10 protein-coding genes are annotated in these 13,850 nt (G+C 76.1%); 5 read left to right on the top strand and 5 right to left on the bottom strand.

Annotated elements, in window-relative coordinates; translation table 11 throughout:
* Positions 1-39: 39 nt before the first annotated feature.
* On the top strand, positions 40-648 hold the full coding sequence (locus ACQPXD_RS21810) for a class I SAM-dependent methyltransferase (protein ID WP_432841299.1): 609 nt from the start codon (positions 40-42) through the stop codon (positions 646-648).
* 97 nt (positions 649-745) lie between these two features.
* A complete protein-coding gene (locus tag ACQPXD_RS21805) occupies positions 746-1,222 on the top strand; it encodes a uridine kinase family protein (RefSeq protein ID WP_432841297.1) in 477 nt (158 codons plus the stop codon).
* 1,283 nt (positions 1,223-2,505) lie between these two features.
* Here the strand turns inward: ACQPXD_RS21805 and ACQPXD_RS21800 are convergent.
* From ACQPXD_RS21800 to ACQPXD_RS21785, 4 genes are read right to left on the bottom strand one after another with little or no spacing between them, the layout of a single operon-like run.
* A complete protein-coding gene (locus ACQPXD_RS21800) occupies positions 2,506-5,343 on the bottom strand; it encodes a hypothetical protein (protein WP_432841295.1) in 2,838 nt (945 codons plus the stop codon).
* Complete coding sequence (locus ACQPXD_RS21795) at positions 5,340-8,192, bottom strand: ABC transporter permease (RefSeq protein WP_432841294.1); 2,853 nt, start codon at positions 8,190-8,192, stop codon at positions 5,340-5,342. Before ACQPXD_RS21795 ends, ACQPXD_RS21800 begins: the two co-directional genes overlap by 4 nt.
* A 50-nt stretch (positions 8,193-8,242) precedes the next feature.
* Positions 8,243-8,566: a YciI family protein gene (locus tag ACQPXD_RS21790; RefSeq protein WP_432841293.1), complete on the bottom strand. Its 324-nt coding sequence runs from the start codon at positions 8,564-8,566 to the stop codon at positions 8,243-8,245.
* Between the two features lie 19 nt (positions 8,567-8,585).
* The gene (locus ACQPXD_RS21785; RefSeq protein WP_432841291.1) at positions 8,586-9,590 is read right to left on the bottom strand and encodes a LacI family DNA-binding transcriptional regulator; all 1,005 of its coding nucleotides are present in this window, start codon (positions 9,588-9,590) and stop codon (positions 8,586-8,588) included.
* A gap of 142 nt (positions 9,591-9,732) precedes the next feature.
* Between ACQPXD_RS21785 and ACQPXD_RS21780 the strand changes: the two genes are divergently transcribed.
* A complete protein-coding gene (locus ACQPXD_RS21780) occupies positions 9,733-11,607 on the top strand; it encodes a ricin-type beta-trefoil lectin domain protein (protein ID WP_432841289.1) in 1,875 nt (624 codons plus the stop codon).
* A gap of 91 nt (positions 11,608-11,698) precedes the next feature.
* Positions 11,699-11,953: a DUF3303 domain-containing protein gene (locus tag ACQPXD_RS21775; RefSeq protein WP_432843920.1), complete on the top strand. Its 255-nt coding sequence runs from the start codon at positions 11,699-11,701 to the stop codon at positions 11,951-11,953.
* On the opposite strand, the gene ACQPXD_RS21770 is transcribed toward ACQPXD_RS21775, so the two are convergent.
* A complete protein-coding gene (locus ACQPXD_RS21770; RefSeq protein ID WP_432841287.1) occupies positions 11,835-12,449 on the bottom strand; it encodes a hypothetical protein in 615 nt (204 codons plus the stop codon). The genes ACQPXD_RS21775 and ACQPXD_RS21770 overlap by 119 nt on opposite strands.
* Before the next feature lie 80 nt (positions 12,450-12,529).
* Between ACQPXD_RS21770 and ACQPXD_RS21765 the strand changes: the two genes are divergently transcribed.
* On the top strand, positions 12,530-13,849 hold the full coding sequence (locus ACQPXD_RS21765; protein ID WP_432841285.1) for an ATP-dependent 6-phosphofructokinase: 1,320 nt from the start codon (positions 12,530-12,532) through the stop codon (positions 13,847-13,849).
* Position 13,850 lies beyond the last annotated feature (1 nt).

Below are 13,850 nucleotides of genomic sequence, written 5' to 3'. Positions count from 1 at the left end.
CGCGCTCGGATAAGGTCGGTCTTCGAGGGGAGGTTCACGATGATCGAGTACGACCGGATCTACCTCGACGCCGCCGGCTCGGGCGGCCCGCCGTGGGACATCGGCGGTCCGCAGCCGGCGCTGGCCGCAGTGCTCGACGACGGCGTCAAGGGCCCGAAGGTGCTCGACGTCGGCTGCGGCCCGGGTGATCTCGCGATCGCGCTGGCCCAGCGCGGCTACGACGTGACGGCGATCGACATCTCGCGGGTGGCCATCGACATGGCCCGGGCCAAGGCCGCCGCCAAGGGTCTGACGATTCGCTTCGAGGTTCAGGATGCGACGGAGCTGTCCCTGCCGTGGGGCCCCTTCGACGCGGTGTTCGACTCGGGCCTGCTGCACTCCTTGCACCGCGACGGCGACCGTGCCACGGACCGTTACCTGGCGCTGCTGCCGGCCCTCGCCGCGCCGGGCGCGACCGTGTTCGTGCTCGCGGTCTCGCTCGAGCCGGGCCAGCCCTGGGGCGTCACCGAGGAGTTCCTCCGGGCCGCCTTCGCCGAGCCGATCTGGACGCGCACCGACATCCGCAAGATCGACGTGGTCGCCCACCCGGACGGCCAGCGGCTCGTCCTGCCCGGCTTCCTCCTGCGCACGGTGCGCTCCACCGCCTGACCCCGCACTTGCCGCCAGGCATCGACGGTCGCGATGATCGCCGGCCGGCGCGAATCGGGTACCGGCCACGTCGGCCGAGACGGTAGGGTCGCGCTTCATGATGCGCGTGCTGCCGCCCCTGCTCGTCATCGGCGGCCCCGCCGGGTCCGGCAAGACCAGCATCGCCGGCGCCGTGGCCGAGCGCATCGGCGCCCCGGTCGTCGGCCTGGACGACAGCGCCGGCGCCGACCAGCACGCCGTCGACCTGATCACCCTGCAGGGCCGGCTGGACAACCACGAGGACGCGCCCCTGGTCGTGGTCGAGGGCGTGTTCGCACTGGCCCTGCCCCCGATCCGCTGGGCGGCGCGATGGACGGTGTACGTCGACACGCCCCTGGACATCAGCCTCGCCCGCCGCGCCCTGGGCCAGGACGACCCGCGCGCCGTCCTGCAGACCTACCTCGACACCGGCCGCGCCGCACACGCCCGCAACGTGGCGCCGGGCCGCCAGCTCGCGGACCTGGTGGTCGACGGCACAGAGCCACTGCCGGCCATCGCCGCCCGCATCCACCAGTTCGTCCTGTCCCGCTCCTGACCCCGCCCCCGGCCATAGCCCTGCCCCCGACCACGTCCGCCCCCGGCCACGTCCGCCCTCGACCACGTCCGCCCCCGGCCACGTCCGCCCTCGACCACGTCCGCCGCCAGCCACGTCCGCCGCCGACCGCGACGCGCGGCCCGCGCCCAACGCCCCGGGGCGGCCACGATCGACACACACCCACGCCGCTGCACGCCGCGAAGCACGGCGGCCGGCCGCGACGCCCAGCCTGCACATCCCAACGCCCCGGGTCGGGCACGATCGGCGCACACACAGGCCGCTGCACGCCGCGAAGCACGGCGGCCGGCCGCGACGCCCCGCCTGCACACCCCAACGCCCCGGGTCAGGCACGATCGGCGCACACACAGGCCGCTGCACGCCGCGAAGCACGGCGGCCGGCCGCGACGCCCGGCCTGCACACCCCAACGCCCCGGGTCGGGCACAATCGGCGCACACGTAGGGCGCTGGACGCCGCAAAGCAGGGCGGACCGACAGAAAGTCTCCGCGATCATGATCCCCGCCGTGGCCGCACCACGGGTTTGCCATGATCCCGGAGACTTTTGGTACGCGGGTGTACATCGACACTCCGTGATCATGAAAAACCGTTGGTGTCGGCGCCAGTTGCGCATGATCACGGAGACATACATCCGCGCCAGCCACGCAAATCGGGTGTTCGCCCGACAGCTGATATATCCGTAGTATCCGCCCTGCCGTCCACCGTGGCCGGCGCCCCGCTGCGTACCGAGGCACGGGCCGGCCAGCCGCGTCGGCGCCGATGACCGCCGTGCCCCACCGGCGGCCAGCACCGCCAGCCCGCGGTGGCCGCCGCCCCTGCCGCCGACATCAACCACCAGGCCGCGGCCGGCGACCGCGGGTGGTCGGGGCAAGCTCGTGCGGCGTGGGGCGCGGTCGGAGCGAGCGGCGCGGCGAACCGCCCGACGACAGTCCACCGAACTGCGCCGGGGCCGTCGGCGCCCAAACGGCTGCGGCCAGCGACCGCGGCGGCGAAGACGGGCCGGCCGCCCGAAGCAGGCCGCGTAGCTGTGGCGGAGCGGAGGCGGGCCCGCCCCGGCCGGGCGGGCGAGCGCGGACGGGCGGGCGGGCGAGCGCGGACGGGCGGGCGGGCGAGCGCGGACGGGCGGGCGAGCGCGGGCGAGCGCGGACGGGCGGGCGCGGACGGGCGGGCGCGGACGGGCGGGCGGGCGCAGGCGCAGGCGGGCGAGCGCGGGCAGGCGCGGGCGAGCGGGCGCGGGCAGGCAGGCGCGGGCGGGCGGTGGCGGGGGTCAGGGCGAGCGCGGGCGGCTCGGGCGGCGGCGTAAAGCGGTCAGTGCGGCGACCGCGGCCAGGGCGGCGACCGCGGTGGCCAGGGCGAGGGCGGGCCGGCCGGCCGGGGGTAGGCCGCGCAGCTGGGGTGGGGCGGCGGCGAGCCAGGCGGCCGCGGCGGCGGGTGCGGCGACGAGGCCGGCGAAGGCGACCAGCAGGACGGCGGCCAGCGGTTCGACGGTGGCGGCGCGGCGGGCGGCCAGGCCCTGGGCCCGCAGTGCCGACAGGTCGGTCGTCGAGGCCTCCACGGTGCCGCTCAGCAGCGCCGCGGCGGCGAGGGCCACGGCCAGGACGCCGGCGATGAGGAAGAAGCGCAGGCCGAGCGCCGAGCCCTCGCCGGCCAGGGCGCTGCGGGCGTCGGCCAGGGTGTGGCGGGCCTCGATGGTGAGGCCGGCCGCGGTGAGGGCGTCGACGGTGGAGGGCGGGGCGTCGGCGGACAGCCATACCTCGGCGCCGCGGGCGGAGCTGTCGGCGGCGAGGCGGTCGGCGAACTCGAGGTCGACCAGAGCGCCGGACGCGCCCAGCCGCGGCAGCCGGGCCACGGTGGCCGCGACGGTGGCGGGCACCGGCCGGGGCCGGTCGAAGCCGGCGAACAGGCCGTCCGGCGGCAGCGGGCCGGTGGCCACGATCGGCAGCACGGCCGGGCCGTCGCCGGGGCGCAGGATGCCGGCGCCGGGGTCGGGGCCGGGCGGCAGGGTGACGCTGAGGTCGGTGCCGGTTGCGGTGACCGTGGCGCCGGGCGGCGCCTGCCACGTGGTGGACGGTGCATTGTGGACGGTCAGCTCGAGCGCGGGGCCGGGGTAGGGGGCGAGGCGCACGGCGAGCCGGCGCACGAAGCACCCGGCCGCGCAGGGCACGGCGGCGGTGTAGGTGTGCCGGCCGGCGACGAGGGCGCCGAACTCGGCCGAGGCGGCCGGGCTGCCGTCGACCGGGGCGAGCGCGACGGCGAGGGCGTCGTCGGCGCGGTCGAGGCGGGTGACGGTGATGTCGAGCGTCAGCGTCGTGCCCTGCACGGTCACCGGGGCGCCGAACGGGCCGGGGTGCAGCGCCGCGGCGAGGCCGGCCGGGGCCGTGCCGCCGGGCCACAGCGCCGTGGCGGCGAGGCCGGGCGTGTCGACGGCGAGGGCGCCGTCCAGCGGCACGACGGCCATGGCGTAGCGGCCGTGCGGGTCGGCGGCGCGCACCGCGTGCAGCAGCTCCAGCCGGCTGACGGCGCCGACGGAGAGCACGGTGGGTGCGCCCGCCTCGGCGACCGCGCGCTCCTCCTGCCGGCGCTGGGCCTGGCCGGTGGCCGCGGCGGCGAAGGCCAGTGACGCGAGGGCGACGACGAGCACCGCGAGCAGCCGGGCCGCGGACGGGCGGCGGGCCAGCCACAGCCCGGCCAGCCCGGCGGTGAGCCGGCCGCGGCGCAGCGCGGCCCCGCCGAGCCGGGCGGCGAGCGGCGGGGCGGCGACCGCGGTGAGGAGGGCCGCGGCGAGCAGCACGAGCGCCGGGGCGAGCCCGGCCACGCCGCCGCCGGAGCCGCGCAGCTGGACCGTGGCGGCGGCCGCGGCCACGGCGGCGAAGAGCGCGATCCGCGCGCCCCAGCGCCCGCCGCGGACGTCGACCCGGCGCAGCAGCGCGGCGACGGGCGCCGACACGGCCCGGATCGCGGTGGCGACCCCGGCCAGGACGGCGCCGAGGACGGCCACGGCCGCGTAGGCGGGGGCGCCCGGCGTGCTCCAGCCGCCCGCGGCGGTGAACCCGGCCACCGCGCCCACGAGCATCGGGAGCAGCGTCTCGCCGGTCGCCAGCCACCAGCGGCCGGGCCGGGCGACGCCGCGCAGCGCGATGACGCCGTGCTCGAACCGGCGGGCCCGGGTCGCCGCCGACACGGCCAGGACGATGACCGCCCAGGCGAGCACCAGCACGGGCGCGACCGCGAACGGCACCGTGCGGCGCACCTCCGCGCGCCGGGCGTCGATCCGGTCGAGCAGGTCGCCCAGGTCGGTGGTGATCCGGCCGGTGCCGCTGCTGCGCTCGTCCGCGGCGTCGAGCCAGGCGCGCAGCTGCGGCAGGCGCGCGACGCTGATCGCGCCGGGCCGCGGATACGCCTCATACGACTGCAGGTCGGCCGGGCGGGAGAACGTCGCCAGGGTGCGCCGGTCCACCTGGAACGCCGGACCGATCCCGGTGTCGGTGCCGGCGCTGGGCGCGGCGCCGCGTCCCCAGTAGGGCTCGGTGGGGTCCCGCGGCCGGACGACGCCGACGACGGTCAGCCCGGAAGGCCGGCCGGCGGCCAGGTAGTGGTTGCTGGTGGAGTCGAACCGGGAACCGGTCAGCGACACCGCGGCGCCGGGCCGCACGCCGAGCCGCTGGGCGTCGGCCACGCCGACGACCGCGTCGCCGACGCCCATCAGGCAGCGCCCGGTCACGACCACGACGTGGTCGCACAGCCCCTCCCGATACGACACCCGGCTGAGCTGCTCGGGGGCGGCGATCGGCACGTCGGCGGGCTGGGCGGCGAACTGCGCGCTGAAGACGCTCGTGTAGCCGGGCGCGTCGAGCCAGCCCGCGGCGAGCCGCTCGAACGTGGCCGGGATGGTGCCGTCGCCGCCGGACTCGACGGTGCCGGTGACCAGGATGTCGCGCTCCGCCACGCTCGCCCGGGCGACCTCGGAGTCGACGATGCTGCGGTCGGTGCGCGCGAGGTAGACCGGCCCCGCGACGGCGGCGACGGTGGCGAGCCCGGTCAGCACCGCGACGGTCAACGCTTGCGCCCACCGCGACCGCAGCATGGCCAGCACCAACGCGGTCACCGCCCCACCTCCGCGCCGCCATCACCGGCAACCCCCGGGCCACCCCGGCCATCCGGGCGGGGCGGCCCGCAGCGGCGGCGGGGGCGGAGCAGGGCGACGGAGGCGAACAGGAGCAGGGCGGCGGCGCCCGCGGCGAGGAGGGCGAGGGGTTGCAGCGCGGAGGGATGCAGCGGCCAGGCGTCGGCGAAGGGGCGGACCGGCGGTGGGGCCAGGGCGCGCAGCAGGGCGGCGGCGACCAGGCCGGTGAGCACGGCGACCAGGACCGGGGCGAGGGCGGCGCGGCGCTCGACGCGGCCGGCGAGGGCGGCCGGCAGGCCCTGGCGGCGCAGGGCCGCGAGGTCGGCGTCGCGGTCGCGGCGGTCGGCCGCGGCGACGACGAAGGCCGCGATGGTGGCCAGCACGGCGACGACGCCCGCCACGGCCAGGTCGCCGAGCAGCGTCACGGCGGGGGCGAGGCGGGCGGCGCGGGCGGTCGCGGCGCCGGCGGTGTCGGAGCCGGTGACGTCGAGGCCCGCGGCGCGCAGCCGGGCCACGACGGCGGCGCCGGCGCCGGGGGCCAGCCAGACCTCGGCGTGCTCCGCGGCCGGGACGGTGACGTCGGTCGCGGCGGCGATGCGGGCGGCATACTCCAGGTCGACCAGCAGGCCCTGCCCGCCGCCGCGGGGGACGGTCGCGGCGGGCAGCGGCCGGATCGGCACCGTCACGCCGAACACGCTCGCGGCGGGCTGGTCGTGGACGTCGTCCTGGCCCGCTCCCCCGGCGGCGAGGGCGGGCAGCGGGACCGGGGTGTCGACGACGTAGAGCCGGCTGTCGACGGTGCGGTCGCCGGTGGTGGGCGGCGCGTCGGCGATGCGCAGCCGGCCGTCGCCCTGGGCGACCTGGATGCCGCTGGCGGCGCGGGCGACGGTGGTGCGCCAGCGGGCGGGGTCGGCCAGGACCGGGCCGGCGGCGACGGGGTGGCCGTCGCTGGACAGGTCGAGCAGGTCGACGGGGCCGTGGTCGGCGTCGACCGCCGCGAGCCGGCAGCCGCGGGCGCAGGCGGGGACGGTCGCGGTGTAGTCGGCCGGCTCGCCGGTCAGCGGGCCGAACTCGGCGGCGGCGGGCGCGCCGGTGCCGGCGGCGATCAGCAGGAGCCGGACGCGGGCGCCGGCGCCGGACGCGCGCAGCCGGAGGCTCGGGCCGGTGACGGTGAGCGGCGGCGGGGCGGGCGGGTGCAGGGCGGCGCCGTCGACGCCGGCGACCGCGCGCAGCCGGGTGGTGTCGGCGGCGACGACGGCGGGGCCGCCGGGCGGGCCGGTGACGACGACGGCCATCGCGGAGCGGCCGCCGGGGTCGGCGGCGCGGACGGCGGCCAGCAACCGCTCGCGGTCGACGGGCGCGACCCGCAGGACCCGGTCGGCGCCGAGCTCGACGCCGGCCCGATCGGCGCGCGCGGCGGCGGCGCCGGCCCAGTCCTGGGCGGCGAGGCCGAGCAGGCACGTGGCGGCGGCGAGGAGGGGCACGATGCGGAACGCGGTGCGGCGCCGGCCGAGGGTCAGCCCGGCGAGCGCGGCGCTGAGCCGGCCGGCGCCGAGCGCGGCGCGGCCGGCCAGGGTGGCGCCGGCCAGCAGCAGGCGGGTGGCGAGCACGCCGAGGCCGGCGGCGACGAGCAGCGCGGCGGCCTGGGCGAGGCCGAAGCCGGTGTCCCGGCGCACGTCGGCGGCGGGGGCGGCGAGCAGCTGGAACAGGGCGGCGACGGCCAGGCCGAGGGCGCACACCTCGGCGGTGGCGGCGGCGAGGGGGCGCCGGGGCGGCACGTCGCGCATGAGCTCGGCGACGCCGCCGCGGGTGGCGCTCCAGTCGGTGGCGGCGACGATGACGGCGCCGGCCGCGAACAGCCGCGGCGACCAGGCGGCGCCGGCGGCGAGCGGTAACAGGCTCTGCCCGGCGGTGGCGGCCCGGATGCGCCAGCGCGGCAGGCCGCGGATCGCCAGCCGGGCGGCGTCGGCGCGGCGCTGCTGGGCCGCGTATGCCCCGGCGACGGCGATCGCGAGCGCGCCGAAGAGCAGGATCTGGGCCTCGCCGAGGGTGATGCCGCGGCGCACGGCGCGCCGGTCGGCGGCGACGGTGTCGGCGAGGGCGGGCGCGCCGGAGGAGACGTCGAAGCCCGCGGCCTGCAGCCGGTCGAGCCCGGCGCGCAGTGCGCCGGCGTCGTCGAACGCCTCGGGGCGCAGCAGGGCGTCGTAGGTGACGGTGACCGTGGCGCGGGCGGCGGCGACGGTCGCGGCGGTGGTGTATGCGGCGGCGCCGTCCTGCCCGGCCCAGAACCAGCCGGCCGGATCGGCGGGCGCGATGATGCCGACGATCCGCAGCGGGGTCGCCGTGGCGGTGAGGCCGCCCTTGTGGGTGACGGTGTCGCCGATGCCCGCGCCGAGCTGCCGGGCGAGCTCCTCGCCGAGGACGGCCTCGCCGTCGCCGGCCGGGCAGCGCCCCTGCCGCACCGTCGCGTTGGCGCACAGGGCGCCGGCGGCGCGCAGCTCCGCGTCCTGCCGGCGGTCGCCGGAGGCGGCGACGAGGCTGCCGGGCAGGCGGATCGCCTCGGACGTGGCCTCGACCGGGGCGGCGGTGAGGTCGCGGATGCGGCCCAGCGCGTCGTCGGGCCGCACGGTGGGCGGCACGGTGCCGCGGACCCGCAGCGTGCGCTCGGCGACGGTGGCGCCGGCGATCCGGGCCCGGCCGGCGTCGCGCCCGGCCGGCCCGGCGGCCCGCGCCGCGACCCCGGCGGCCACGACGGTCACGGCAGCGAGGGCCAGCATGACGAGCGCCTGGGCCCACCGAGCCCGCAGCGCACCGAACAGCAGCCCGAACATGCCGACATCTCACCACAGGGGTACGACAGAAATCCGCCCCCGAACGGGCGTCAGTCCGGCAGTACCGGAGCCATGACCACGGTCCAGGTGCGCACGGTGACGGCGAGCAGGCCGCCACGGACGGCCTCGTCGTCCTGCTCGGCCAGCCGGCGGGCGTCCTCGAGGCTGGGCGCGGCCAGGATCGTCATGCCCTGGTCCGCGGCGTCGGGCGTGTCGTCGAACGGGCCGGCGGCCACCAGCGTGCCGTCGGCGGCGCGGCGGCGCAGGAAGGCCAGGTGCTCCTCGAAGCCGGGCTGGTCGGTGATGCGGACGCCGGGGGCGGCGGCGGGGCCCGGGCGGTGTTGCAGGGCGAACCAGATGCGGGGTCGCGTCATGCTGTCCAGGATCGCATCGTCAGGCCGGCCGCGGCGGGGCGGTCGAGGAGCGGATCACCAGCTCGGTGGCCAGTTCCACGTGCAGCGCATCGAGTTCGTGCTGTTCCAGCAGTCGTACGAGCAATGACACCGCCATCCGCCCCATCTCCCGCAGCGGCTGGCGCACGGTGGTCAGCCCGGTCGCCTGGGCCAGGTCGAGGTCGTCGAAGCCGGTGACGGACAGGTCGGCCGGCACCCGCAGGCCGCGCTCGGCGGCGGCCCGCAGCGCGCCGACCGCGGCCTTGTCGTTGAAGCAGACCAGGGCGGTCGGCGGTTCGGGCAGGTCGAGCAGCTCGGCGGCGGCGCGGTGGCCGCGCTCGGTGGACGGCTCGACGGTGCGCAGCAGCTCGGCGGAGGGCAGCACGCCGACGTCGGCGAGGGCGGCGTTGTGCCCGGCCAGGCGGTTGTCGCTGGCCAGCCACTCGGTCGGGCCGCCGACCACGCCGATGCGGCGGTGGCCGAGCTCGACCAGGTGGGCGGTGATCCGGCGGGCGCCGGCGAAGTGGGCGGCGGAGACGGAGACGATGTCGCGGGGCAGGATGGTGCGCGGGTCGACGACGACGAACGGCATGCGGCGGCGCTGCAGCTCGACCAGGTCGGCGCCGGGATCCGGGGGCAGGATCACGATCACGCCGGTGACGCCGTCGCGGCCGTCGAGGTCGGCGAGCAGCGGGGTGCGCTGGGCGGCCTCGCCGGCGGTGAGGACCAGTTGCCGGCCGTGCAGGGTGAGCGTCTCGGCGATCGAGGAGACGATCAGCCCGAAGTAGTCGGTGAGGATGTAGGGGCAGCGCACGAACACGGCGCCGCCCTTGGGTCGCGCGGCCGCGCCGGTGCGGGCGCGCAGCCGCTCGGCCGCGTCGCGGACCAGGGCCCGGGTGGCGGGCGTGACCGCCTGGTGGTCGTTGAGCGCGCGCGAGACGGTCGCGATCGACATTCCGGTCTCGGCCGCGATCTCGCGCACCGTGACCCGCCGGTTTCCGGCCATGTCACGTCCCCGTTCTTTAAAGACTCTTGACAGTCAATGCGTCCGGCGGTTTCCTGATGCTCTGCGATGTTACAGGATGTTTCATCTGTTACATCGCGCCGGCGTCCGCACCCGCCAAACCCGCCCTGGCCTAGGAGGCCGCATGCAACGCCCCCGTATCAGACTGCGCGTCGCGCTGGCGGCGTTCGGCGCCGTCACGCTCGGCGTGGTCGGCTTCATCGCCGCCCCCAACGCGCTCGCCGCCGGCGAGGCCGTCAACGTCTGGCTCACCACCACCAGCGATGCCGGCGGCCGCACCGTCACCCGCGGCCTCGCCCAGCAGACCGCCGTCAGCTTCACCTCCGGCACCGGCGGCAGCGGGCAGAACATCACCGTCGACGACGCGACCCGCTACCAGACGTTCACCGGCGGCGGCGCCTCGTTCACCGACACCGCCGCCTGGCTGATGAACAGCTCGGGCGCTTTGTCCGCCAGCACCAGAAGTACCGTCATGCAAAAGCTCTTCGATCCGGTCAACGGCATCGGCGTGAGCTTCCTGCGCAACCCGATGGGCGCCTCCGACCTCGCCCGCAACGGCTACACCTACGACGACCGGCCGGCCGGCCAGACCGACCCGAGCCTGGCCAGCTTCAGCATCTCGCACGACCTGGCCGACGTGGTACCGCTGACCAAGCAGGCCCAGCAGCTCAACCCGCAGCTGACCACGATGGCCAGCCCCTGGACGGCGCCGGCCTGGATGAAGGACAGCGGCAACCTCAACGGCGGCTGGCTGCAGGCGCAGTACTACGCCGCCTACGCGCAGTACTTCGTCAAGTACGTCCAGGCCTTCCAGGCGCAGGGCGTCAAGGTCGACTTCGTGACACCGCAGAACGAGCCGACCTGCTGCGCCGGATACCCGTCGATGAGCTGGAACGCCAGCGGCCTGGACTACTTCGTCGGCACGAACCTGCTGCCGGCCTTCCACGCGGCCGGACTGTCCACAAAGGTCCTCGTGCACGACTGGAACTGGGACGTCTACGACTCCTACGCGGCCCAGTCGGTCAACGACGCCGCGATCCGCAACGACTCGCTGTTCGGCGGCATCGCCTGGCACGGCTACGGCGGCGACGTCACCAAGCAGACCTCGGTCCACAACCAGTACCCGAACATCAACGCCTACAGCACCGAGCACTCCGGCGGCACCTGGATCGGCAACCAGCAGCAGGAGGACATGCTCAACATCATCGACTACGGCCGGAACTGGAGTAAGAGCTTCACCAAGTGGAGCCTCGCCGTGGACCAGAACATGGGCCCGCACAACGGCGGCTGCGGCACCTGCACCGGGCTCATCACCGTCCACAACGGAGACTCGCGCAGCGGGCAGGTGGACTACACCATCGAGTACTACACGATGGGCCACCTGACGAAGTTCGTGAAGCCGGGCGCGTGGCGGGTCGACTCGACCGCGAACGCGAGCGTGCCGAACATCGCCTACCTCAACACCGACGGCACCCGGGCGCTGATCGCCTACAACAACACCGGCAGCACCCAGCAGGTGACGGTCAACTGGAGCGGTCAGCACTTCACCTACAGCCTGCCGACCAAGACATCGGCCACCTTCACCTGGAAGTCCGGCGTGACCGGCGGCGGCGGTGGCGGCTCGCGGGTCGGCCAGATCACCGGGCTGGGCGGCAAGTGCGTCGACGTGGCGGGCGCCAACCCGGCCAACGGCACGGCGGTGCAGCTGTACACCTGCAACGGTACGGCCGCGCAGCAGTGGACGATCGGCACCGACGGCACCGTGCGAGCCCTCGGCAAGTGCCTGGACATCACCGGGGCGAACTCCGCCGACGGCACGAAGGTCCAGCTCTACGACTGCAACGGTTCGGCCGCGCAGACCTGGGCCGCGAACGCCGACGGCACGCTGCGCTCGCTGGGCAAGTGCCTGGACGTGACCGACAACTCCAGCGCCGACGGCGCGCGGCTGCAGATCTGGACCTGCTTCGCGGGCGCCAACCAGCGCTGGACACTGCCCTGATCCGCGGGACGTGAGAGACGTCCGGGTCCCGGTGCGGCGACGGTGGGGTGGCCGCCCGGGACCCGGTCGCTATCGTGGTCGCGTGCTGTTCATGGTGATCGAACGGTTTCGCGGCGGGCAGCCGCGGCCGGTGTACGAGCGGGCCGCGGAGCGCGGCCGTTTGCTGCCCGAGGGGCTGCGCTACGTCGACAGCTGGGTCGCCGCCGACTTCGCCCGCTGCTTCCAGCTCATGGAGTGCGACGACGTGACCCGGCTGATGGCCTGGGTCGCGCAGTGGTCCGACCTCGTCGACTTCGAGATCGTGCCGGTGGCTCCGTCGGCGCAGGCGCCGGGCCTGCTGCCCTGAGCCGGCGGTGGCCGGGCCACCGCAGCTCCAGCCGGCCGCCGACCGGCAGCGCCGACCAGCGGGCCCCCGCCTCGCGCAGCGCCGCCCCGGCCACGGCCAGCTGCTCCACCGTCAGCGCCAGGCTCGGCTCCCCCGCCACGAACCGCGCCAGCTGTTCCGCCGACAGGTCCGCGGACCGCTCGCACAGCCCGCCGATCAGCTCGGCGTTGCGCAGCCGGTCCCGGTGCTCGCGGATCAGCTCCCGCGAGCGCTCCGCGGCGTGCGGCGGCCGGCGCCCCGACACGTGCCGCATGCTGCGAAACACCACGCCGCCCGCGATCGCGCCCCAGATGCCGTCGGCGATGCCGAGCGCGTCCTCGACCGTGTAGTGGACCAGATCGTGCGGCGTCTGCCCGGTCAGCGGTCCGGTGTTCATGTGGTACACCACGCCGTCGTCGCGCTCGATCGCGACGTGGCCCCACTCGTGGTCGGCGAGCCGGACGAAGGTCACCCGCATACCTGCCACCATGGACCCTGCCGCCGACCCGGTTCAACCGATTAACCCCGGCGAAACGCCGCTGGCCGACCATGGGATTCATGGTCGACGAACGCGCGCAGCTCGAGGTCGCGAGGCTCGGCGAGTGCCGGATCGACTCGCCCCTGTCGGCGATGCTGCGCAAGCGGCCGACCACCCGGCACTACGTGGACGAGCACGACCGGGTGCTGCTCGACGACACGGTCTCGCTGGTGTCGGCGCGCGGCGTGCCGATCGGCGAGCTGCCCGGATTCGAGCCCGGCGGCCCGCGCGCGAAGATCTTCTTCGACCCGTCCAAGACCCGGGTCGGGATCGTCACCTGCGGCGGGCTGTGCCCCGGCCTCAACGACGTGATCCGGGCGCTGGTGCTGGAGCTGACGAACCACTACGGCGTGCGGCGCATCTTCGGTTTCCGCAACGGGTACCAGGGGCTGACCGCCCGCTACGCGCGGCCCGTCGTGGACCTCGACCCGGAGGCGGTCAGCGGCATCAACGAGTACGGCGGCACGATCCTCGGCACCTCCCGCGGCAACCAGGACCCGAACGAGATCGTCGACTGCCTCGAGCAGCTGTCGGTCAACATCCTGTTCGTCATCGGCGGCGACGGTTCGATGCGCGGCGCGCTGAAGATCGCCGAGGTGGTCGCCGAGCGCGGGCTGCGGCTCGCCGTCGTGGGCGTACCGAAAACCATCGACAACGACATCCCCTACATCGAACGGTCCTTCGGCTTCCAGACCGCGTTCGGCAAGGCGACCGAGGCCATCCGGGCCGCGCACGTGGAGGCGACCGCGTTCCCCAACGGCATCGGCCTGGTCCAGCTGATGGGCCGGCACTCGGGGTTCATCGCCTGCTACGCGGCGCTGGCCAACAACGACGCCGATTACGTGCTGATCCCCGAGGTGCCGTTCGCGCTCGACGGGCCGGGCGGGTTCCTCGAGCACCTGCGCCGCCGGGTGGTCGACCGCGGCCAGGCGATGGTGGTCGTGGCCGAGGGGGCCGGGCAGGAGTACCTCACGGCGAAGGGGGTCGACGCGTCGGGCAACGTGCGGCTGGAGGACTTCGGCCGCTACCTGCGCGGCCGGATCGCCGAGCACTTCGCCGCCGCCGGGGTCGAGGCGAACCTCAAGTACATCGACCCGAGCTACACCATCCGCAGCGTCCCGGCGGACCCCTACGACAGCGTCTACTGCATCCGCCTGGCCCACGCCGCCGTGCACGCCGCGATGGCCGGCCGCACCGAGATGGTCGTCGGCCGCTGGCGGGGCCGGTTCGTCCATGTGCCGATCGCGCTGGCCATCAGCTCGCGCAACCTGGTCGACCCGGACGGCGACCTGTGGCTGTCGGTCCTGGAGGCCACCGGCCAGCCACCGGTCTTCGCCTGAG

This window comes from Dactylosporangium sp. CA-092794 (assembly GCF_050948465.1).
Classification (GTDB): domain Bacteria; phylum Actinomycetota; class Actinomycetes; order Mycobacteriales; family Micromonosporaceae; genus Dactylosporangium.
Note: the sequence above shows the minus strand (reverse complement) of the source record. Positions and strands in the feature narration are given on the sequence as shown.